This is a genomic window from Rossellomorea oryzaecorticis (genome assembly GCF_045897515.1).
Lineage (GTDB): Bacteria > Bacillota > Bacilli > Bacillales > Bacillaceae_B > Rossellomorea > Rossellomorea enclensis.
This window is the reverse complement of the sequence record NZ_JBJOSA010000012.1, coordinates 54659-76342: the sequence shown is the minus strand read 5'-3', so window position 1 is coordinate 76342 and position 21684 is coordinate 54659. Positions and strand designations below refer to the sequence as shown.

Here is a 21684-nt window from a genome sequence, read left to right as displayed (position 1 = left end):
AATGTTGAAAACGCTTTATTTTCAGCAACTGTAACCATGCAAAAAAATTCACACCATGCAATTTATTTCATGCTATTTATTTCAATGTTATATTTTTCAAGCTTGTAATACAAGTTTCGCACTGAAACATTCAATATTTTTGCAGCAGCTGTTTTGTTACCATTATTCTGCTCTAAAACCTCTTGAATTATCTTTTTTTCATATTCCTCAAGCTGGGAATTTAAATCTCTCCCAGACGGCACTCCACCTTCTTTTTTCTTTCCGGCTTCTTTCACGCTGCTGTCCAGCGAGGGAAGGTGGTTCAAGTCGATGATCGTTTCATTATATTTCATGAAGATCATCGCACGGCCGAGTACATTTTCAAGCTCCCTTACATTGCCTGGCCAGTGATATTCCATCAGTTTCTTTATCGCATTTTCTGTTATTCCTTCTACATTTCTTCCGTAATCCTGATTCAGCTTTGTAATCAGGCCTTCTGAAATGAGAGGGATGTCGCTTTTTCTGTTTCTGAGCGGCGGTATCTGGATGGGCATCCGGTTCAAACGATAATATAAATCTTCCCTGAAGGATCCATCGGCGATGCCTTTCTCTAAGTTGACATTGGTTGCAGCAATCACCCTTACATTGATGCTGATGCTTTTCGTCCCTCCTACCCTGACGATTTCGTTCTCCTGAAGGACCCTTAGTAGCTTCGCCTGAGTATTGGCACTGAGCTCACCGATTTCATCCAGGAAGATGCTGCCTTTGTCGGCTTCTTCAAATAAACCCCTCTTCCCTCCCCGTTTCGCACCGGAAAAGGCACCCTCTTCATAACCGAATAATTCACTTTCAAGGAGACTCTCAGACAATGCGGCACAGTTCACACGAAGGAACTTATTGAATTTACGGTCGCTTGCATTATGTATCGCATGGGCAAACAATTCCTTCCCGGTACCCGATTCCCCTCTCAGCAGCACGGTCGCAGGTGTTTTCGCACCGAGTTTCGCCTGCTCAATGGCGATCTGCATCTCATCAGACTTGCCGATGATATCTTCAAACATATATTTAGCTTCGAGAGTACGGATGATTTTCCTCGCCCTGTCCAGTTCCTGAGTAAGCGACTGAATTTCCGACATGTCATGTATGACGCCGACGCTCCCTTTCAATTTCCCGTTCACGATGATGGGAGCGACATTCACGATGACTTCTTTTCGCTTCGGCCCCACTCTCATTTTCGTTCCACGGATCGCCCTCCTTGTCTGAAGGACCTTCAGATGGATACTTTCCCCTTCCGAAATATCAGCGGTGGCAGGCTTGCCGATCACTTCATCCCGGCTGAGCCCGGTAATCCTTGTATATGCAGGGTTGATCATGATCCCCTTACCTTCTTCGTCGACCACAGATATAGCATCATCGCTTGAATGAATAATCGCTTCAAGCATCGTCTGGATTTCTTTTAAATTTGTAATTTCTTCAGCCAGATTTACAACTTCCGTAATATCTTTAAAGACCGTGAATGCCCCAATGACTTCCTCGTTTTCAGTAATCATGGGGATACGGTTAGATATTATCTTCAGGCCGTTTTTGAGGACAACTTCCTTATTGATCTCAGTTCTGCGCGTTTCAAGTGTCGTCGTGAGCTTACTTTCAGGAATCACTTCATTGATATGTTTCCCTATCACCGAATCACTGCTGAGGCCTATCATCCGTTCGGCACTTTTATTGAACAACATGACGGTACCTCTGGAATCGATGCCAACCATCCCGTCATCAGTCGAATTAAAAATAAGATCCCGTTTAAAAGACTCGCTCGTCAACTGACCGATCAGGTCTTCTTTTTCTTCAAGGAGTTTGGATATGAGAAACGCTACGCTTCCGGGAATGAGCACTGTATTCCTGCCCCGTTCTTCCCTGACATCCTCGAACACTTGCCGGTCCCCCGTCACTTCAATCACAATGTCGATCGAATCATCCAGGAACGACTTCCAGTCCTTCCCTGTGGGGATGCCCCACTCTTCAGCCAGCCTCAGGCCAGCAGCACTTTCATTCACATCGGTTATTCCGATCACTTTCATTAAAGAAACTTCATGGAGGATCTTCAGGATTGCTGTGCCGCCTTTCCCTCCGCCGATAATTAAAACCTTTTGCAATTTTTTTCACCCCAAAAGTGGATATATGCAATTCATTTCATGTTTGATTTATATTTATTTTACATGACTCAGAACTGCTTGACAATTTTCCAGATGAAGTTAGAATTTCTAGTAGTGAGATAAAAAGGAGTTATGTCCATAATGGTACGGATCATTGCACTGATTATCATGCTGGTACCTGGTGCTTTGGCAGCACTTGGCATCAAATTGATGAGAGATATGCTTTTCGGCATCCTGCAGCCCCCAATCCCGTTTTTGTGGCTGCAATTTATTATAGGATTGGTACTCTTCCTGGCAGGCCTTGGGTTCATTGCAGGGTTTGTGCTGCATCGCGACAAGAAGAGAAACAAAGTCCAGGATCGATTCAATAAAAAAAGCTAGCGTGACATTACGCTGGCTTTTTATCATTCTGCCTCTCAGTATTTTGATCTTATTTCTTTTGCCTTTTCAGGGTAATCCGTGACAATGGCCGAGCAGCCGATTGAGAACAGCCTTTTCAGCTGGTGGGCTTTATTTACTGTATACGGTCTTACCGAAACCCCGTTTTTCATCGATTCTGCTATGATTTCATCACTTGCCACCTTTTGGTTGGGGTGGATGGCGTCAGCACCCAGGGACCGCGCATATACCCAGGGCATATATAAACCCGTGGAATATAAGGGGGCAATCTCTATCGATGCATCAAGCCGTTTGCAGGCCACAATCGAGTAATGGTTGAAAGAAGAAATGATGACACGATCGGAATATCCATATTTATTGATCATTTGTATGACCTTTTCTTCCATGCCTTCATAATCCATAATGCTGTTCTTTAATTCGATATTGCATATAAGATCATTATGCTGCATCCAATCAAAAACCTCATTAAGCGTCGGTATTTTCTGTTTATGGAAAAATTTCTTTTTAAATGTGTAATGTGCATGCAATTTTCTCAGATCTTTTAAAGAGTAGTCTTTAATGAACCCTTTTCCGTTTGTCGTCCTGTCGACCGTCTCATCATGGATGACCACAATTTCACCATCCCTGGTCAATTGGACATCAAGTTCAATCCCGTCCGCTCCGACTCTTTCCGCTTCCCAAAAAGCATCCATTGTATTTTCGGGATGAGTACCTGCCGATCCCCTGTGTGCAAATATCAATGTCACTCTGCGTCACTTCCCATGTAAGTTTAGATTCGATAGTTTGATTTACCCTTTACGGTTATATTATATGTATTAATCTCTCCTCAAAGAAATAAAAAACCCAATAAATCCTGGATTCATCGGGTTCATGTACTATTTTAATGTAAAATGATTACTTACCTTTTCAAGAAGCCTTATGCTCTAGTCTCAGCTTATCTGCAACCATGGCAATGAATTCACTATTGGTCGGCTTCGCTTTGGACATGCTTACTGTGTATCCGAACAAGGAAGAGATGGAATCGATATTCCCGCGGCTCCAGGCAACTTCAATGGCATGACGGATGGCACGTTCCACACGGGAAGCTGTAGTATTGTATTTCTTGGCAATATCAGGGTAAAGGACCTTTGTTATGGAGCCAAGCAGCTCGATATCATTATATACCATGGAAATGGCTTCTCTGAGGTAAAGGTAGCCTTTGATATGCGCAGGTACGCCGATTTCGTGAATGATGCTTGTGATGCTCGCATCCAAGTTTCTAGGTTTAGATTCTGCAGCCATTCTGGATGAGGAATGTTTTTTGATGATTGGGTTTGACTTTCCGCTGACCTGCCTGATATGACTGACCAGATTTTCCATATCGAAAGGCTTGAGGATGAAATAGGATGCTCCTAAATCGACAGCCTTCTTCGTTACATCTTCCTGACCGAATGCCGTCAGCATAATGACATTTGGTATCGTTTTCTTTTCACGCAGCCGCTCCAGTACCGCCAGACCATCAAGGTGCGGCATGATGATATCAAGAACCAATACATCCGGATCAACTTCTTCCATCAAGTCCAGGCATTCCTGCCCATTATGGGCAATACCCACCACTTCCATATCATCCTGTGATGCAATGTAGTCTTCAAGCAAAGAAGTTAACTCCCGGTTATCATCCACGACACATACTTAAATTGATTTCACTACAGGTTTCCTCCTCGAATCCATTTTAATTCGTGTGTATATTTTCATGTCTATAATTTTATTCTAAATTACTTTTTCGACAATGCAACCAAAAATCCTTTTATTTTTTAAAAAATACCAATAAATATATTATTTTCTCTCATTTACTTTGTTTTCCTTTATTTTTCGACCTCTTTCGCTATTCGAAGGAGTATTTGTCGAATAATCTTTATTTTATCAATATAAACGTGTTCTTACAAATGTATATCACTTCTAATAACGCTGTAGATTTCGTGGTGGACTTCGCTTTCCGCGGGTAACCCGTGAGTCTCGTCTGCTTCGCCTTCTGAAAGAAAAGCGGAAGGGTTTTGCTCAAATTCGGGTGGCATAAGGTGGGCCGCGAAGGTGTTCTTTTCCTTTTTAGACGAGTTGACGTGCCTCTTATCCCCGGAGCTGGACATGTCTCACACTGGCCGCTTCTCCTGCAGGATTTTCTTCATCTTAACTCCAATCAGCCGCTGAAAAGAATGAAATTAATTATCCGACCGTTATAAAAAAATTTAATGATAATAAAAAGAACCCATCTGAAGCGCCGTTGGTTCCGGCACTGTAGAAGGGTTTGATAAGTCAGCTTGCTCTTTCATGGTTTTGTTTGTAAATATCGATGCCCGCTTCGCTCAGCATCCATTCGATATGGACACCGTATCCGCTAGTCGGGTCATTCACGAATACGTGGGTGACAGCTCCGATCAGCTTTCCGTCCTGTATGATCGGACTTCCGCTCATCCCCTGCACGATTCCGCCTGTCTTTTCTAATAACTCAGGATCTGTTACCTTTATGACCATTCCTTTTGTAGCCGGGAATTTCTGTGGAATCGTACTGACGATTTCAACATCGTATTTTTCCACTTTACTGCCATCCACGACCGTAAGGATTTCCGCCGGCCCTTCTTTTACCTGATGTGAAAGGGCGATCCTCATCGGTTTATCAAGGATGTTATTTTCCACCGATTGATTAAGCTCCCCAAATATCCCAAAAGGACTGTTGCGGGTAATATTCCCGATAACATTTCTGTCTGCAGAGAAGCGCGCAAGTTTTTCTCCCGGTTTTCCTCCGCTGCCTTTTTCAATTGACGTGACTTCTGAATTGACGATTTCTCCATCTTCTACCACAATCGGTTTTTTCGTATCCATATCGGAAATCACATGGCCGAGAGCTCCGTATTTTTGGGATTTCGGATCGTAAAATGTCATGGTACCGATACCGGCTGCAGAGTCACGGATATATAAACCGAGTTTATACCCGTCCTCACCTTTTTCCTTAAGAGGCATCAATGATGTTTTTACGATCTCTTCCTCACGCTTGATGACGACTTCCATGCTTTTTGATTCTTCTCCCGCTTTTTGAACAAAAGGGGCCACATCTGCAAGTTGTTCAATTTTCTTCCCATTGATTTCAGTGATCATATCGCCAACCTGGATCCCCGCCTTTTCCCCAGGTGATACTTTCCCTTTATCTGTGTCAACCAGATGGTGACCAACCACCAGAACGCCGACTGTATTTAATTTTACCCCGATTGATTGACCGCCGGGTATGACTTTAAAATCTTTCAGTACCTCGACATTGACCTTCTTGACTGGCAGACCGGCTAATTCAAGCACGACCTCATCTTTACCGACCGCTTTTCCCTGAATGGACAAAAGGCCTTTTTCTTGATGCAATGCCACATTCTTATCGTTTAACGAACTCATTGCCGTAACGGATCCTGCCTTGGGGAGAGCAACTTGATCCCCTTCCATCACTTTGACAGAGTTCGGTATATTCACTAATTGTTGAACAGGTTCATAAAATCCAAAAAAACAAAGCGAAACAAGGAGAATTCCACCTATACATTTCCTTAAACAGTCTAAACTCACTATTTTCACTCTCCTCGCTTCAAATGCACAATCACTTACTTGGCTACAGTTTTAATTTTGCCTTTAAAAGCTGTATTTATAACTGGTAATAAAGAAAAAAAGCTACCCTGGATGGATAGCTTTTCATGTTTCTTTTATTGTATTTGCAAGTTGGAGAAGCTCTTTTGCGTGCTCCTGTGTCAAATCAGTTATTTCCACACCTGAGATCATACGGGAGATTTCCCTTACCTTTTCGTTCTCCTCAAGGCGTTTGACCGATGTACTTGTCCTGCCCTTGAGCAGCCTTTTCGAAATGAATAAATGACTGTCAGCCATTGCAGCAACCTGCGGGAGATGAGAAATGCACATGACCTGCGAGTGGGTGGCAACCTGATATATTTTTTCTGCTATTGCCTGGGCCACTCTTCCGCTTACACCTGTATCTACTTCATCAAAGATAATCGATGTGATGCCTTGATGTTTTGAAAAAATTGTCTTAAGCGCAAGCATGATCCTTGAAAGTTCGCCGCCTGAAGCCACTTTTGACAATGGTTTCAAAGGTTCCCCGGGATTGGTGGATATGTAGAATTCAACATGATCCCATCCATCCTTTTTAAATTGTGAAAATGAAAAAGATTCATCCCGGACCGTGCTGAAGCGCACCTCAAATTTTGTCTTATCCATGTAAAGCTGTTTTAGCTGTTCATGAATGCTTCCAGTCAATTTCTTGGCCCATTTCTTTCTCGTATGAGTCAAATTTTTCGCTTCCACGATCAGATCTTTCTCAAGCGAAAGGAGTTTTTTCTGAAGCTCGTCTATATGTGAATCCTTATTCAGGATCGTCTCGATTTCTTCTTCGATCTTTGATCCATATGCAAGGATTTCATCGACCGACGAACCATATTTTCTCTTCAAGCTGTTTATTTCATTCAATCTTGTTTCAATCAGATCAAGACGGTCAGGTTCAAATTCAAGCTGATCCAATTCTCCCCTGATTTGATGGACGGCATCTTCAAGGACGTAAAAGGCATTCGATACTGACTCAAGCGTTTTTTGATACTGGTTGTCAAGATCCGCCGCCGTTTCAAGGTGACTCATTGCAAGACCGGTCCAATCCAGCCCCTTCCCTTCACCTTGAATGCTGTTATATGAGGTCTGGAGCGATTCATATAACTTCTCGAAATTCATCAGTTTCCTTTTTTCTTCCAAAAGTTCTTCATCTTCATTCAGTTTCAAATCCGCTTCCTGAATTTCCTTCAGCTGAAATGTAATAAGGTCCAACCGGTGGGCCATCTCCTGCTCGTTGTCATTCAATCTGCTCAGCTGCTTGTGTATAGTACTGTATTCTTTATAGATTTCCCGGTAAGAAGCTAAATTAGCCTGGATTTCTTTTCCCCCGAATTGATCAAGAAGGGATAAGTGAAGATGTTCATTCATCAATTCCTGATGTTCATGCTGCCCGTGAATATCAATCAATGCACCACCAATTTCCCTCATGATGGCGATTGTCACCAGCTTGCCATTCACCCTGCATACACTTTTTCCGCTGCTGGCTATCTCTCTTCGGAGAACAATCATTCCCTCTTCGATTTCAATCCCGAATTCTGAAACTTTTTCATAACAAGGATGCGCTTCATCGTCAAGAATGAACAGACCTTCTATTTCTGCTTTTTTCTCTCCATGACGAACATACTCTGCAGATCCCCGTCCTCCGACCAATAGGTGGATCGCATCGATGATGATTGATTTACCAGCACCAGTTTCCCCTGATAATACAGTGAGCCCTTCTTCAAAAGATAAAGCCAGCGTGTCGATGATAGCAAAATTTTTAATGGATAATTCTTGTAACAAGAAACATTCACCTCAGTTGATAAGGTACTTATTTTGTATTGTCCGTGAATAAGTATATTTCCTACTATTTACTATAAGAAACGCGAAAAGTTGAAAAGCGGGTGAAACATTCTCCACCCGCCGCCTGTATAAAGAAAAGCATCTTATAACATGTCGAGAAAACGTTCGGTTATGACCTTCGTTTCATCCTCTGTTCTGCAAATGATCAGGCATGTGTCATCCCCGCAGATCGTCCCGAGGATCTCTTCCCAATCCAGATTGTCAATAAGGGCACCGATCGCGTTGGCGTTGCCAGGGAGCGTCTTCATGACCAGCATATGACCGGCCGTATCAATCTTAACGAAAGCATCGGTCAGCGTCCTTTTTAATTTTTGAAGAGGGTTGAATCTCTGATCTGCCGGAAGGCTGTATTTATATCTTCCGTCCATCAGGGGGACTTTAACCAAGTGGAGCTCTTTAATATCCCGGGAAACAGTGGCCTGAGTGACGTTGAAGCCTGCATTTTTAAGGCTGTCCACCAACTCATCCTGTGTTTCCACATCTCTATTTGTAATGATTTCTCTTATTTTGATATGACGTTGTCCTTTGTTCATCATCGAACTAAACACCTCTAACCTAGCCTGTATATTTATACCTCTACGCTTATAGTAGCCTATTTTATGGATAAGTACAACAGAAAAGCGGAGGCGGCTCGTTCAGAGGCGACAAGCATAAGGCAAGCAAGACGGAAAGGCGGCTTTTTGCCTTTTTGGCTTGCTTGACTTATGACCTCGAGCCTCTAGCCGCTGGAGCTGGACAATGAAAAGCGGAGGGGCTTTGCTCAGAGGCGGGTGGCATAAGACGAAGCGGCCATGAAGGCGCTTTTTGCCTTCTTGGACACTTTGGCTTATGACATGTGCCTCTAAGCCCCGGAGCTGGACAAGAAAAGCGGAGGCGGCTCGTTCAGAGGCGACAAGCATAAGGCGAGCAAGACGGAAAGGCGATTTTTGCCTTTTTGGCCTGCTTGACTTATGACCTCGAGCCTCTAGCCGCCGGAGCTGGACAATGAAAAGCGGTTGGGCTTTGCTCAGAGGCGGGTGGCATAAGACGAAGCGGCCATGAAGGCGCTTTTTGCCTTCTTGGTCACTTTGGCTTATGACATGTGCCTCTAAGCCCCGTAGCTGGACAAGAAAAGCGGAGGCGGCTCGTTCAGAGGCGACAAGCATAAGGCGAGCAAGACGGAAAGGCGGCTTTTTGCCTTTTTGGCTTGCTTGACTTATGACCTCGAGCCTCTAGCCGCCGGAGCTGGACAATGAAAAGCAGAGGCGGATGGTTAATCCCACAGGAGCCTTCCTCTTGCCCTCTAATCAACCGTTAGAAATCCGCTAGAAAGAGGTAAAATCTAAATGTACTTTTAACAAATTAAAATCCCGAACTAATTTTGCTCCATCTTTTGCAAAATAGTTCGGGATATACTTAGACTAAAACACTTTTGTCCCAGTCTCATTTTAGTATTAGTTATTCGCTTTGAACTCGCTGTGCGCCTCGTTGATGACTTGCTGGGGAGTGATATCCAGATGTGACTTCCCTTCGCTGTCAGAGCCCGTGGAGCGGATATGGATAAGAAATTCGATATTCCCGTCACCTCCAGTGATCGGCGAAAATGATAAGCCATGGATGTCGTACCCTTCGTTAAGTGCCAGGTTCATTATTTTCTCGATGACTGAAAGGTGGACTTTAGGGTCTCGGACAATGCCTTTTTTGCCGACCTGATCCTTTCCCGCTTCAAATTGAGGTTTAATCAGGGCGATGCAGTCGCCCCCTGGGACTAAAAGCGTCCTTAATACCGGCAGGATGAGCGAAAGTGAAATGAAAGAGACATCAATCGATGCAAAAGAAGGCATCTCACCTGGCAGATCAGCCGGTGTGACGTAACGGAAATTCGTCCTTTCCATCACGATGACCCTCTCATCCTGTCTTAACTTCCATGCAAGCTGGTTGTATCCGACATCGACAGCATAAGACATCTTTGCCCCATTTTGGAGAGCGCAATCCGTGAATCCTCCGGTTGAGGATCCAATATCGATCATGACCTTATCCTTTACATCAATATCGAATGCCTTTAATGCCTTTTCAAGTTTGAGTCCGCCCCTGCTTACATAAGGCATCATCTTTCCTTTGATCGTGAGATGGACATCCTCACTTACTTTTTCACCAGGCTTATCCAGTCTCTCTTCATTGCCGTATACCAGTCCAGCCATGATGGCCCTCTTTGCTTTTTCTCTTGTTTCTATAAGCCCTTTATCAACTAAGAGCACATCTAATCGTTGTTTTTTTGCTTTCATATATTAAGCCCTTTTTTGTTTTTTTGGAGTGATTGTCAGAATCCTGTCCATTACATTCTCTTTTGTCATCCCGATTTCATTCAATAATTCTTTTACGCTTCCATGCTCGATGAAATAATCCGGTATGCCGATCCGGTCGATGACCGCATTCCTGTAGCCGTTTTCCTGTACGTATTCAAGCACAGCACTTCCGAATCCGCCTTGCAGCACCGCTTCTTCAATGGTAAGGACCGGTATATCTTCTTCGAAGATGGATTTCAGCATTTTTTCATCCATCGGTTTAATGAATCTTGCATTTACGACACGTACAGAAATTCCCTGCTCTTCAAGTTCTTTTGCTGCTTCGAGTGCCATCGGAATCGTCGTGCCAAACGTAAGGACTGCGACATCAGTTCCTTTTTTCAATACTTCCCATTCACCGATCGGGATGGCTTTCAATTCGGAATCCATCGGAACACCATACCCGTTGCCTCTCGGATACCTCAGTGCAATCGGTCCTGCATCATAGTCCAGTGCCGTCTTGACCAGATGCTGACCTTCATTTTCATCTTTCGGCATCATGATGACCATGTTCGGGAGATGTCTCAAAAATGCAATATCAAATACACCTTGATGCGTTTCTCCATCTGCCCCGACAAGTCCGGCCCGGTCGATTCCGATGAAGACATTCAGGTTTTGCCTGCAAATATCATGCACCACCTGATCGTACGCCCTTTGAAGGAAGGTGGAATAAATGGCAAGGAACGGTTTCATATTTTGGGTTGCCAGCCCTGCAGCCACCGTTGTTGCGTGCTGTTCTGCGATTCCCACATCAAACATCCGGTCCGGAAACTCTTGGGCAAATCCCAATAATTTCGAACCGACCGGCATCGCAGGCGTGATCGCCACGATTCGTTCGTCTTCCCTCGCAATCTTCCTCACCGTCTCACTCACAAGGCCGCTCCAGGAAGGGGGCGCATTAACCGGCTTGATGATATCGCCTGTATCGATTTTATAAGGGCCAGTCCCATGCCAGTCCCCTTTTTTGTCAGACTCTGCAGGACGGAATCCCTTCCCTTTTTTCGTAATGACGTGAAGGAGAACCGGTCCTTTTGTCTTCTTTGCATACTGGATATTTTCTTCAAGTTCATTAAAGTCATGGCCGTCGATCGGACCAAGATACGTGAAGCCCAGTTCCTCAAAGAACATCCCGGAAACAAAGAGGTATTTAAGGCTGTCCTTCACTCTTTCTGCCGTACTGGCAAGCCTTCCGCCGACAGCAGGGATTCGTTTGAGGATGTATTCAAGTTCATCCTTCACCCAGTTGTATTTACCTGCGGTGCGCAATCTCCCGAGTACACTGTGCAGGGCGCCGACATTGGGAGCGATGGACATTTCATTATCATTCAACACAACGATCATATCTTTCTTTTCATGACCGATATGATTCAATGCTTCCAGCGCCATTCCACCCGTCAGCGCGCCGTCTCCGATAACAGGGATGATGAATGATTTTTCTTTTTTCACATCGCGGGCAATGGCCATCCCCATGGCTGCAGAAAGGGATGTTGAGCTGTGGCCGGTCTCCCATACATCATGCTCGCTTTCATTCCTTTTGGGGAATCCGCACAGTCCTTTGTACTGTCTCAGTGTATCGAACTGACAGGCTCGCCCTGTCAGGATCTTATGTACATATGATTGATGCCCGACGTCCCAGAGAATTTTATCAACGGGGCTGTTAAAATGCTTATGAAGGGAAACAGTCAGTTCCACGACACCCAAGTTTGGACCAATATGACCCCCAGTTTTGGAAAGATTCCCGATTAAAAACTGGCGTATCTCTTGACTGAGCTCTTCTAATTGCTCATTACTCATCGACTTAAGAAAAGAAGGCTCCTTTATTGATAGTAAATCCATTGGATCCACTCACTTTCATGACTATATAGTTTATTTCTCTGATTTTCGTTTTTTCTTCTTTTGGTCTTTTTTATCTTTTATGAGAACAATATGGAATCGATCCTCAATGAATTGAAGAACAGTCCCGACTCTAAATATTATATCCTTAGAATACGTAATGGCAAACGTTTTCCCCAGCGCTTTGCCGCCTACGGTCAAGGAGGCGATGATGCTTGTCAGCGTTACACTGACGATATATTCCTTGATGGAACCGCCTTCGAGCTGGAAGGAAACCGCTAATTGTATGATGACGATGGCAGAGGCTGTACCGCTTATGATCCCTGAAATATCACCGATGACATCATTACAGAAACTTGCGAAGCGGTCGGCATTCCTTACGATCCGGATTGAGTACTTTGCACCGTACACTTTCTTTGCCGCCATTGCATGGAATGGTGTTTCATCCGCCGCTGTGGAGGCAATGCCCAGCATATCGAAAAAGATCCCTATACACACAATGATAAGAACCACGAATAATCCCGTGCCCCACGCCACACCGTTAAGAACCATGTTGGATGTAACTGAAAAAATAGCCGCTAACACGAATGTGATAACGGCAATACTAATACTCCATTTTATTGAGTTTTTTAATGTATCATTCATTATCGTCTGCACACACCGTTTCTACTGTGTCTATTACGCATAAGTCCTATGTAGTTGGATGGTCATATATGAAGTAAAAATTGCAGCTTAGGTCCAGTAGGTTTTCCCAATCAGGTACCGGATGTTGCCATACCGGCGGTTTCCCTTTAAACCCGACTTAGCCGCGTCACCACAGGCTAGACTGGATTACCACTTAGTCCGCACTATAATCCTTCATATATGTCAAAGCGAACAGTCTAGGAGTTTTCCTCAACAACCCTTGACACAATCCTTAGCCTCTTTTGCAAAAAGGATTTCATATGGACGAAAAAGCACATATCAATGGCCAACTGATGTGTACTTTGTAACCATAATCCCCTCTCTCTTCACTCAAGGCAGGCTACGCTGCTAGTGATGGATCCCATCACAGTCGCAGGTTCATACTCTGTTCTCATTGCACATGCATTATGCCAGCGTAAGAAACAGAGCCTCCGCGGCTTGCGGGTCAACGCCCACATGCCATTGTGGATCGCCCTCAAGCCTTACTCCCAGATATGACCCAAAGCTGGGCGCCTCAAGCCAAGTCCAGGAACTTCATCGATGTGCCCTTTAGTGGATTTTTAGGCCCACCTTCAGGATTGGTAGGTTGACTAGAATACTGCACCACCCAAATGTTTATATCTGTATTATATCATATTTCACGATTTCCTCAAACAATAACATCAATGATTGCGGTTTACAATCAGGCGGGCAATTTGCTTAAGGAGTTTCGTATCCATTCTCAGCCCGTCAAGGGAATTCAGCGCTTCATCAAGATGAAATTGAAGTTTTTTCTTGGAGCCGTCGATAGTCAACAACCCTGGATAAGTACTTTTTTGTTTGGACTCATCACTTCCGGTCCGCTTACCGATCAACTCTTCTTCCCCTTCGATATCCAGAATGTCATCCTGGATCTGAAATGCGAGCCCAATATGATGAGCAAAGCGTTCCAACCGTGTCTGTTCTTCCACCGAAGCCCCCGCGATAACAGCTCCCGCAAGCACACTGAATATCAATAATTTACCTGTTTTATGAACATGGATCGTTTCCAATTCTTCGACAGACAGCTTTTTATTTTCACCTTCTATATCAGCGACCTGCCCGCCCACCATGCCTTCAGGACCGGCACTGTGCGCCAGGAGACCAATCAATTTGACCTTTTGATCACTCGTAATAAGCGGATCTTCGGCAATGAGCCCGAAACTGTGTGTCAAAAGTCCGTCACCCGCCAGAATGGCCATCGCTTCCCCAAAAACTTTGTGGTTCGTCGGCTTACCCCTTCTCAGATCATCGTCGTCCATTGAAGGAAGATCGTCGTGGATCAAAGAATATGTATGAATCATTTCAAGTGCAGCCGCTGTCTTCAATCCAAGCTCCGGGTCTTTTTTAAAACCCTCTATGACAGCCAGTAAAAGGACCGGCCTTATTCTTTTCCCGCCGGCTTCAAGAGAATAGACCATGGCTTCTTTTATCGTCGAAGGCATATTTTTGGTCTGTACATAGCCGACCATCGTTTCTTCTAGCTTTTGTTTATACTTTTGCTGGAATATGTCCAAATCAACATGAAGGCTCACCCACTAGTCCTCCTCTTTGATATCGAAGGATTTTTCACCTTCATCCGTGATCATTTTAGTCAACTGTTTTTCTGCGCTGTTGAGAGTATCATGGCAGTATTTAGAAAGTGCCATGCCTTTTTGATAAAACTGGAGTGCTTTTTCTAAAGGAACCTCTCCTTCCTCCAATTGCTCAACAATGCCTTCCAATTGCTCCATTGCCTCTTCAAATGACAAATCTTCTTTCGTCTTAGCCATTATTTTCCCGCTCCTTTACCGAGTCTACTTCGCACTGAATCGTTCCGTCTTGTACATCTATTTCGAGTTTATCACCTTTCGCCACCTGCCGGGAAGATTTAATCAGTTCCTTTCCCTCTCCATATACGAGACTGTACCCTCTATCCATTATTTTAAGTGGGCTGAGCGCATGTAAAGTTGCAATGACTGAGCCCAGGCGATGCCCTTTTTCTTTAAGGACAGCTTTAAACTGTTTTCCTACTTGTTCTTCCAGGAATTTTATCCGTTCCTCGTGAACCTTCAAGATCTGCGAAGGATGAACCCTCTGCAGCCGGGAATGCAGCCCTTCAACAGAATCCTTATGGTGCCTGACTTGGAGAGTGACCGTTTTTTGAAGCTGGTCTGTCAATCTGTCCACATGTTCCACCTTTTGCTGGTAGATGGTATGGGGATTCCTTAAGGCGTACGATTTTGAAAGACTGTTCAGCCGGCTGCGTTCACCCTCTATCTTCGTTTTGAACGATTTAATCATTCTCAATTTACGATTCATGATCCGTTCCAGCAGGTCATCAATATGGGGAACGGCAAGCTCCCCTGCACCAGTCGGAGTCGGGGCACGCAAGTCTGCAACAAAATCGGCGATTGTAAAGTCCGTTTCATGACCCACAGCCGATATGACCGGTATTCTTGAATTCACGATCGCTTCGGCCACCACTTCTTCATTGAACGCCCACAGCTCTTCAATCGATCCCCCGCCGCGTCCGGCGATCAGCACATCGATCCCTCCATATTCATTGGCTTTTTCAATGGCTTCGGAAATCGAGGCGGCGGCCCGGTCACCCTGGACAAGCGCCGGGAAAATAAGGATTTCTCCTATCGGATACCTTCTTTTGATTGTTGTGATGATATCTCTTATTGCAGCACCTGTAGGAGAAGTGATGACCCCTATTTTCCCGGGAAACTTCGGAATCATCCTTTTTCTGCTGGGATCGAAATAACCCGCTTTATCAAGCTTTTCCTTTAATTGTTCGTAGGCCAGATAAAGTTCGCCGATCCCGTCAGGCTGCATTTCCTTTACATAAATTTGATATTGTCCGCCTGCCTCATAAACGGAAATGTCCCCGCTGATCAATACATTCATTCCGCTTTCAGGACGAAATTTAAGGGCTTGGTTATTGCTTGAAAACATGACCGAAAGGATTCTTGCCCTGTCATCTTTTAAAGTGAAATACATATGGCCGCTCGAATGCTGCTTGAAGTTCGAGATTTCCCCCCTTACAAAGAGATTGGATAAGTGAGGATCACGATCGAATTTCCTTTTTATGTATTTTGTAAGAGCCTGTACCGTCAAATAACGTGATTGTTCCTGTTCCATGTTAACCCGCCTTTTATAAGCCTATAAGTATATTCTGACACGTTTAATCCTGCAGGAATACATAAAGGGACAAGCTGATATGCCGTCCCTCATGAGTTGTTGTATATAGTGTACTATTTTTCATCTCTTTTGGCGATCTTCCAGCTGCCATCTTGCAGATTTCACTGTATTGTACAGAAGCATCGTGATGGTCATCGGACCGACTCCCCCGGGAACAGGTGTTATTTTACCTGCTGCTTCCCTGGCACTTTCGAAATCAACGTCGCCGCATAGGCGGCCTTCTTCATCCCGATTCATCCCTACATCGATGACCACAGCCCCTTTTTTAATATCTCCAGCACCGATAAACTTTGCTTTTCCGACAGCCGACACAAGAATATCCGCTTTTTTGGTGTAGTCGGTGAGATTGACTGTTTTGGAGTGGCAATACGTCACGGTTGCATCACGATTTAGAAACAATTGGCCTGCAGGCTTACCGACGATGTTGCTCCTGCCTAATATAACCACATGTTTTCCACTGATATCAATCTTTTCATACTCAAGCATCTTGATGATGCCAAGAGGGGTACACGAATAGAATGTATCCTGATTTGTAACCATCTTACCGATCGAGACCGGATGAAATCCATCCACATCCTTGGAAGGGGAAATGGTTTCAATGATGGTGATCGGATTTATGTGCTGAGGCAGGGGAAGCTGGACCAGGATGCCGTGTATATGATCCATCCCATTCAATTCCTCTATTTTATCCACCAGTTCTTCCTGTGTCAGCGATTCTTCAAACTGGTAAAGTTCGGAGTGAATCCCCAGCTTGCTGCAAGCTTTCCTCTTCATTCTCACATAGGTGTGAGAGGCATGATTGTCCCCGACCAGAATGACGGCAAGTCCCGGAGTCACATCATGTGATTTTAATTCAGAGATTGTTTCTTGCAGCTGCTCACGATAATAATTTGCGATGAGCCTGCCATCGATAAGTTCAGCTGACATATCATCAGCCTCCTCTCATTGTTAAGATTGGCTTATCTTGGAAAGTACACCATTTACGAATTTACTGGATTGATCGTCGCCGAATGTTTTGGCAATTTCAACGGCTTCGTTTATAACGACTTTGTTCGGGACGTCTTCAACAAATAATAATTCATACGTACCGATTCTTAATATATTTCGATCTACCTTGGCAAGGCGGTCAAAAGACCATTTTTCTAAATTAGTCCTGATTTTTCCGTCAATCGTTTCCTGGTTTTTCACAAAACCGAATACAATATCCTTCAGGAATGCGTCCACTTCTTCCCCGTCTACCACATTCGTCAGGGCTTCTTCGGGTTCCACATCACTCATATCTATTTGAAACAAAGCTTGTAGAGCTTTCTCACGGGCAACTCTTCTTTTCATATTTTCTAATTACTCCTTTAATCGTTTGTCAATTTTCATACCTTTGATAATAGCATAAACCGATACCTGTACGCACGTTTTTCTCGCAACAAAAAAGAACGGCCCCTAAAAAGGCCGTTCTCCCCTGCTGAATACATTTACATTTCTTCTTCGATTTCAGCTTCAATTGTCTGGTTCTCAAACTGTACTCCCACGATATGAACATTCACTTCATCTGCATCCAGTGCAGTCATGTTCAACAGGGCCTGGCGAATATTATCCTGGATCTTTTGAGCAACAGTCGGGATGGAAACGCCGAACTTCATGATGCAATATACATCAATGATGATCCCTTCTTCAGCAAGTTCCACCTTGACACCTTTGCCGTGGTTCTTCTTTCCAAGACGTTCGACTACACCTGTCGCGAAGCTTCCACGCATTTGAGATACGCCCTCCACCTCGGAAGCCGCGATTCCGGCAATGACTTCGATTACTTCAGGGGCGATTTCTATCTTCCCAAGTCCGTCTTTGCCTTGAGACATTTGTAAAAGGTTTTGATTTTCCGCCATATCAGGCACCTCCTAAAATTCACACTAGGATTTCATTACTTCATATTTTTCCAAGAACTTTGTATTGAACTCTCCACCTACAAACGTTTCATGTTCTAATAATTTCAAATGGAACGGGATGGTCGTATGCACCCCTTCTACAACAAATTCACTCAGAGCCCGTTTCATACGTGAGATCGTCTCTTCACGGGTCGCTCCATAAGTGATGACCTTCGCAATCATACTATCATAGTATGGAGGGATCATATAACCAGGATATGCAGCAGAATCCACTCTTACGCCAAGTCCGCCTGGAGGAAGATACATTTCTATCCTTCCCGCTGACGGCATGAAATTCTTTTCAGGATTCTCCGCGTTGATCCGGCACTCCATCGCCCATCCGGTGAACGTAACTTCTTCCTGGGATAGGGAAAGTTTCTCATTCGATGCAACTTTGATCTGTTCCTTGATCAAATCCACCCCTGTAACCTGTTCAGTCACAGGATGCTCCACCTGGATACGTGTATTCATCTCCATAAAATAAAATGACTGATTGTTGTAGTCATATATAAATTCTACCGTGCCTGCCCCGGTATAATCAACCGCTTTGGCGGCTTTTACTGCGGCCTCACCCATTTGGGCACGGATTTCTTCATTCAGTGCGGGTGAAGGTGTTTCTTCGATCAATTTTTGAAGACGGCGCTGAATGGTACAATCACGTTCCCCAAGATGGATCACATTCCCGAAGTTGTCGGCAAGTACCTGTATTTCAACGTGTCTGAAGTCTTCGATGAATTTTTCAATATAAACACCCGGATTTCCAAATGCCGTCATGGCTTCCTGCTGGGTGATATTCACACCCTTCACAAGATCTTCCTCTGTCTTCGCAACGCGGATCCCCTTACCGCCGCCGCCTGCAGTGGCTTTGATGATAACTGGATATCCCATTGAATCCGCCAGTTTCACGGCTTCATCCGCGTCTTTTACGATTCCTTTTGACCCCGGTACGATCGGCACTCCCGCTTCACGCATCGTTTCGCGCGCGACATCCTTTGTCCCCATTTTTGAAATGGCTTCAGGCGAAGGTCCGATGAATGTAATATTGCATTCGCGGCACAGTTCTGCAAAGTCTGAGTTCTCTGCCAGGAAGCCGTATCCCGGATGGATCCCGTCACAGTCCGTCAGTTTTGCCACGGAAATGATATTCGTGAAATTCAGGTAACTGTCCTTTGAAGCCGTCGGCCCTATGCAGTATGCTTCATCGGCAAGCTGGACGTGCAAGGCTTCTTTATCGGCTTCTGAATAAACAGCCACACTTTCTATATTCAATTCGCGGCAGGCACGGATGATCCTGACTGCTATTTCTCCTCTATTGGCAACCAATACCTTGTTTATCATAACGTTTATCGCTCCTTATTCAGGTTTGACTAAGAATAACGGCTGTCCATATTCAACAAGTTGACCGTCTTTCACCAAGATCTCAACAATTTCGCCTTTTACTTCGGCTTCAATTTCGTTGAACAGCTTCATCGCTTCAACGATACAGACAACACTGCTGTCATCCACTTTTGATCCGACTTTCACATATGCATCGGAATCAGGTGATGAAGATGCATAGAACGTCCCTACCATCGGAGACGTGATTTTATGTAGGTTTGCATCATCCGTACTTGCAGCTTCGGATTTCTTCTCTTCTGCAGGTGCAGGCGCCGCCGCTTCTGTTTGAACAGGGGCAGGTGCTTGCTGTACCGCCTGCTGAGCAGGCTGGCTCACTTCTGCCTGGACGATCCCCGCTCCATGTGCAGAACCGGTGTTTTTCTTCAGTTCGATTTTTGAACCTTCATGCTCATATGAAAACTCGTCCACGCTTGAGTTATCGACAAGCTTTATTATTTCACGGATTTCTTGAATTTTTAACACTTTGGACACCCCTCTTATAGTTTAAAAGATTATGACTAGCTACTAATATCATACGATAATACCTCGTATAAATTCAATATGTGTTTCAAGCTATTCTCTAAAGCGCATACATGCTCCTTTATTATCTTATCTCTTTTTTTCAAAAAAATAAAATAATAGGGGCAGAATTTTGTCAAATGGTGTTACGCAGTATAAAAATGAAGTTGGGCAATACTAAAAAGCTACCATATAAAGAATAACAATATCAGTGTTAGTTCTTAATACCGCTAATGATTTCCGTGTAAAACTTCGCTTTCCGCGGGCAGCCCGTGAGCCTCCTCGGCAAGCCTGCGGGAAGAAAAGCGGAAGGGCTTTGTTTAGAGGCTGGTGGCATAAGGCGAATCGGTCACGAAGGCGTTCTTTGCCTTCTTGGCCGGTTTGACTTATGACATGTGCCTCTAAGCCCTGGAGCTGGACAGGTCTCCCATAAGCTACTATTCCCGCAGGAGTCTTCGTCTTACACTCCAATCAACCGCTTGATGGTTAAAAATCTAAATATACTTTGAACAAATTAAAAACCCAAACTAATTTGCCTCATCTTTAGCAAACTAATTCGGGTTTTACTTTGACTAAAACAATATTGTCTTAGTATGTTTTAAGTTTTTAATTTGTAGGCTGGAATTCCACTGCCACCGGTTTTACGTTCCCTACTTCGCTCATTACGAGTCGGATGATTTCGTTGGCATTTGCCTTTGTATGTTCTTTATCTGTTTTGACAGTGATGCGGATGCTGTCTCCATTGGCCCTGACAAGCGCATCGTCGTAGCCGATCGTTTTGATCGTTGTTTCCAGTACCGATTCAGTCATGGCCAATTCCCGGAGATTTTCCATTTGTTCGTAGGCTGCACTCTTCTCTTCAGCTGACAATTCAGGATCGCCGACTTTCGCTTCAAGTTCTTCACGGAGCTGCGCACGCTGGTCTTCCACTTCCATTCTCATCGCTTCGAACACTTCATTGCCGGCAGAGTCTGTGACGACTTCAACATCACCATTTGCCGCTGTTTCTTTGTTATCTGCCGCTTTCTTGCCGCCTTCGTTCTGCTCCGCTGCCATGTCCGTTACCTGCTGTGTAGGTGAAGTGATGTAATAAACGGATAGGACGATCACAAGACTCAACATCGTTAAAAGCCATACTGTTTGTTTTTTTAATAACATCTATTGTTTCCCCCTTAATCTTTAGGTTGGACCGATACCCTGTGAACCGGGACATCCAGTACGCGGGTAACAGCTTCCAATATCATTTTTTTGATTTGTATATTATCGGCTCCCTTTGCTACCACAAGGACGCCGCTGACTTTAGGTTTTCTCGTTTCACTGATGACCGGGACTTCTTTATCCCCGTCCTGGATCACGACCATCTGTTCTTCGCTTGATTTTTCTTCTATCGACCGTTTTCCGCCCTCTTTGTCTTCCTCATTCGTATGCTGCGACTGCTTGTTTTCATTTTTTTCGTACACTTTTTGTTCAGAGGATTGAACATTGACGACGACGAGGGCTTCGCTGACCCCTGTTATATGATCGAGCGCTTCTTTCAGCTGGTTTTCATATTGGTCTTCATAGCTCCGCATCGATGAATCATCCTTATGATCCTTTCCGAATGCAGGTACGTTTTCCACTCCTTCTTCCTGGAGCGTCTTGTCTACCGCAATGCTGGGCTCTTTCTTCCAAAGATCACTGATCAGCATGAAAGCGACCCCGAGCAGCAGGACAATCAGAAAATACTGAAATTTTTTTCCTTTTTTGTGTTCTGGAGGTGTTTGTGCATTTTCCTTTGACAGCCATTCTTTTATCAGAGTTATGGGTCCTTTGCTAAAGTTCATT

Annotated in this window: 20 protein-coding genes; 1 reads left to right on the top strand and 19 read right to left on the bottom strand. The window is 44.4% G+C overall.

Going from position 1 to position 21684, the window contains the following annotated elements; translation table 11 throughout:
- Positions 1–62: 62 nt before the first annotated feature.
- Positions 63–2129, bottom strand: a complete 2067-nt coding sequence (locus tag ACKA06_RS14395) for a sigma 54-interacting transcriptional regulator (RefSeq protein WP_411159952.1) — start codon at positions 2127–2129, stop codon at positions 63–65.
- 141 nt (positions 2130–2270) lie between these two features.
- On the opposite strand from ACKA06_RS14395, the gene ACKA06_RS14390 reads away from it, so the two are divergent.
- Positions 2271–2510 carry a DUF2627 domain-containing protein gene (locus ACKA06_RS14390; protein ID WP_032087769.1) on the top strand — a complete coding sequence of 80 codons (240 nt, stop codon included), beginning with the start codon at positions 2271–2273 and terminating at the stop codon, positions 2508–2510.
- Between the two features lie 35 nt (positions 2511–2545).
- On the opposite strand, the gene ACKA06_RS14385 is transcribed toward ACKA06_RS14390, so the two are convergent.
- From ACKA06_RS14385 to spoIIIAG, 18 genes are all read right to left on the bottom strand, one after another.
- Positions 2546–3274, bottom strand: coding sequence for a glycerophosphodiester phosphodiesterase (locus ACKA06_RS14385; protein ID WP_411159951.1), 729 nt, complete (start codon positions 3272–3274; stop codon positions 2546–2548).
- A 160-nt stretch (positions 3275–3434) separates the two neighbouring features.
- Positions 3435–4190 carry a sporulation transcription factor Spo0A gene (gene spo0A / locus ACKA06_RS14380; RefSeq protein WP_411159950.1) on the bottom strand — a complete coding sequence of 252 codons (756 nt, stop codon included), beginning with the start codon at positions 4188–4190 and terminating at the stop codon, positions 3435–3437.
- 630 nt (positions 4191–4820) lie between these two features.
- Complete coding sequence (gene spoIVB, locus ACKA06_RS14375) at positions 4821–6110, bottom strand: SpoIVB peptidase (RefSeq protein ID WP_198258802.1); 1290 nt, start codon at positions 6108–6110, stop codon at positions 4821–4823.
- Positions 6111–6233: 123 nt separating this feature from the next.
- Positions 6234–7940 carry a DNA repair protein RecN gene (recN, locus tag ACKA06_RS14370; protein ID WP_411159949.1) on the bottom strand — a complete coding sequence of 569 codons (1707 nt, stop codon included), beginning with the start codon at positions 7938–7940 and terminating at the stop codon, positions 6234–6236.
- 143 nt (positions 7941–8083) lie between these two features.
- Complete coding sequence (ahrC, locus tag ACKA06_RS14365; protein ID WP_032087939.1) at positions 8084–8533, bottom strand: transcriptional regulator AhrC/ArgR; 450 nt, start codon at positions 8531–8533, stop codon at positions 8084–8086.
- 900 nt (positions 8534–9433) lie between these two features.
- Complete coding sequence (locus ACKA06_RS14360; protein ID WP_411159948.1) at positions 9434–10264, bottom strand: TlyA family RNA methyltransferase; 831 nt, start codon at positions 10262–10264, stop codon at positions 9434–9436.
- Between the two features lie 3 nt (positions 10265–10267).
- Positions 10268–12160, bottom strand: coding sequence for a 1-deoxy-D-xylulose-5-phosphate synthase (gene dxs, locus ACKA06_RS14355; protein WP_411159947.1), 1893 nt, complete (start codon positions 12158–12160; stop codon positions 10268–10270).
- A 30-nt stretch (positions 12161–12190) separates the two neighbouring features.
- Positions 12191–12802: a hypothetical protein gene (locus tag ACKA06_RS14350; RefSeq protein WP_411159946.1), complete on the bottom strand. Its 612-nt coding sequence runs from the start codon at positions 12800–12802 to the stop codon at positions 12191–12193.
- Positions 12803–13503: 701 nt separating this feature from the next.
- The gene (locus ACKA06_RS14345; protein WP_411159966.1) at positions 13504–14376 is read right to left on the bottom strand and encodes a polyprenyl synthetase family protein; all 873 of its coding nucleotides are present in this window, start codon (positions 14374–14376) and stop codon (positions 13504–13506) included.
- 21 nt (positions 14377–14397) lie between these two features.
- Positions 14398–14631 carry an exodeoxyribonuclease VII small subunit gene (xseB, locus tag ACKA06_RS14340; RefSeq protein ID WP_032087760.1) on the bottom strand — a complete coding sequence of 78 codons (234 nt, stop codon included), beginning with the start codon at positions 14629–14631 and terminating at the stop codon, positions 14398–14400.
- A complete protein-coding gene (gene xseA, locus ACKA06_RS14335; RefSeq protein WP_411159945.1) occupies positions 14624–15985 on the bottom strand; it encodes an exodeoxyribonuclease VII large subunit in 1362 nt (453 codons plus the stop codon). Before xseA ends, xseB begins: the two co-directional genes overlap by 8 nt.
- A 120-nt stretch (positions 15986–16105) precedes the next feature.
- Complete coding sequence (gene folD / locus ACKA06_RS14330; protein ID WP_214871836.1) at positions 16106–16972, bottom strand: bifunctional methylenetetrahydrofolate dehydrogenase/methenyltetrahydrofolate cyclohydrolase FolD; 867 nt, start codon at positions 16970–16972, stop codon at positions 16106–16108.
- 21 nt (positions 16973–16993) lie between these two features.
- Positions 16994–17377, bottom strand: coding sequence for a transcription antitermination factor NusB (gene nusB / locus ACKA06_RS14325; protein WP_064564149.1), 384 nt, complete (start codon positions 17375–17377; stop codon positions 16994–16996).
- 137 nt (positions 17378–17514) lie between these two features.
- Positions 17515–17925 (bottom strand): Asp23/Gls24 family envelope stress response protein, encoded by a 411-nt coding sequence (locus ACKA06_RS14320; RefSeq protein ID WP_032087756.1) that lies wholly within the window; start codon positions 17923–17925, stop codon positions 17515–17517.
- Between the two features lie 24 nt (positions 17926–17949).
- The gene (gene accC / locus ACKA06_RS14315) at positions 17950–19302 is read right to left on the bottom strand and encodes an acetyl-CoA carboxylase biotin carboxylase subunit (RefSeq protein WP_032087755.1); all 1353 of its coding nucleotides are present in this window, start codon (positions 19300–19302) and stop codon (positions 17950–17952) included.
- 15 nt (positions 19303–19317) lie between these two features.
- Positions 19318–19824 (bottom strand): acetyl-CoA carboxylase biotin carboxyl carrier protein, encoded by a 507-nt coding sequence (accB, locus tag ACKA06_RS14310; protein ID WP_411159944.1) that lies wholly within the window; start codon positions 19822–19824, stop codon positions 19318–19320.
- Positions 19825–20466: 642 nt separating this feature from the next.
- Positions 20467–21018 (bottom strand): SpoIIIAH-like family protein, encoded by a 552-nt coding sequence (locus tag ACKA06_RS14305; RefSeq protein ID WP_058297718.1) that lies wholly within the window; start codon positions 21016–21018, stop codon positions 20467–20469.
- Between the two features lie 14 nt (positions 21019–21032).
- Complete coding sequence (gene spoIIIAG / locus ACKA06_RS14300) at positions 21033–21683, bottom strand: stage III sporulation protein AG (protein ID WP_411159943.1); 651 nt, start codon at positions 21681–21683, stop codon at positions 21033–21035.
- Position 21684: the final 1 nt, after the last annotated feature.

Bases quoted from the DNA above. Each gene is read 5' to 3' on its own strand.
- ACKA06_RS14390 (WP_032087769.1), top strand. From the start codon at position 2,271: ATGGTACGGATCATTGCACTGATTATCATGCTGGTACCTGGTGCTTTG.
- ahrC (WP_032087939.1), bottom strand. From the start codon at position 8,533: ATGAACAAAGGACAACGTCATATCAAAATAAGAGAAATCATTACAAAT.
- ACKA06_RS14360 (WP_411159948.1), bottom strand. From the start codon at position 10,264: ATGAAAGCAAAAAAACAACGATTAGATGTGCTCTTAGTTGATAAAGGG.
- dxs (WP_411159947.1), bottom strand. From the start codon at position 12,160: ATGGATTTACTATCAATAAAGGAGCCTTCTTTTCTTAAGTCGATGAGT.
- ACKA06_RS14350 (WP_411159946.1), bottom strand. From the start codon at position 12,802: ATGAATGATACATTAAAAAACTCAATAAAATGGAGTATTAGTATTGCC.
- xseB (WP_032087760.1), bottom strand. From the start codon at position 14,631: ATGGCTAAGACGAAAGAAGATTTGTCATTTGAAGAGGCAATGGAGCAA.
- xseA (WP_411159945.1), bottom strand. From the start codon at position 15,985: ATGGAACAGGAACAATCACGTTATTTGACGGTACAGGCTCTTACAAAA.
- folD (WP_214871836.1), bottom strand. From the start codon at position 16,972: ATGTCAGCTGAACTTATCGATGGCAGGCTCATCGCAAATTATTATCGT.
- nusB (WP_064564149.1), bottom strand. From the start codon at position 17,377: ATGAAAAGAAGAGTTGCCCGTGAGAAAGCTCTACAAGCTTTGTTTCAA.
- ACKA06_RS14320 (WP_032087756.1), bottom strand. From the start codon at position 17,925: ATGGCGGAAAATCAAAACCTTTTACAAATGTCTCAAGGCAAAGACGGA.
- accC (WP_032087755.1), bottom strand. From the start codon at position 19,302: ATGATAAACAAGGTATTGGTTGCCAATAGAGGAGAAATAGCAGTCAGG.
- ACKA06_RS14305 (WP_058297718.1), bottom strand. From the start codon at position 21,018: ATGTTATTAAAAAAACAAACAGTATGGCTTTTAACGATGTTGAGTCTT.
- spoIIIAG (WP_411159943.1), bottom strand. From the start codon at position 21,683: ATGAACTTTAGCAAAGGACCCATAACTCTGATAAAAGAATGGCTGTCA.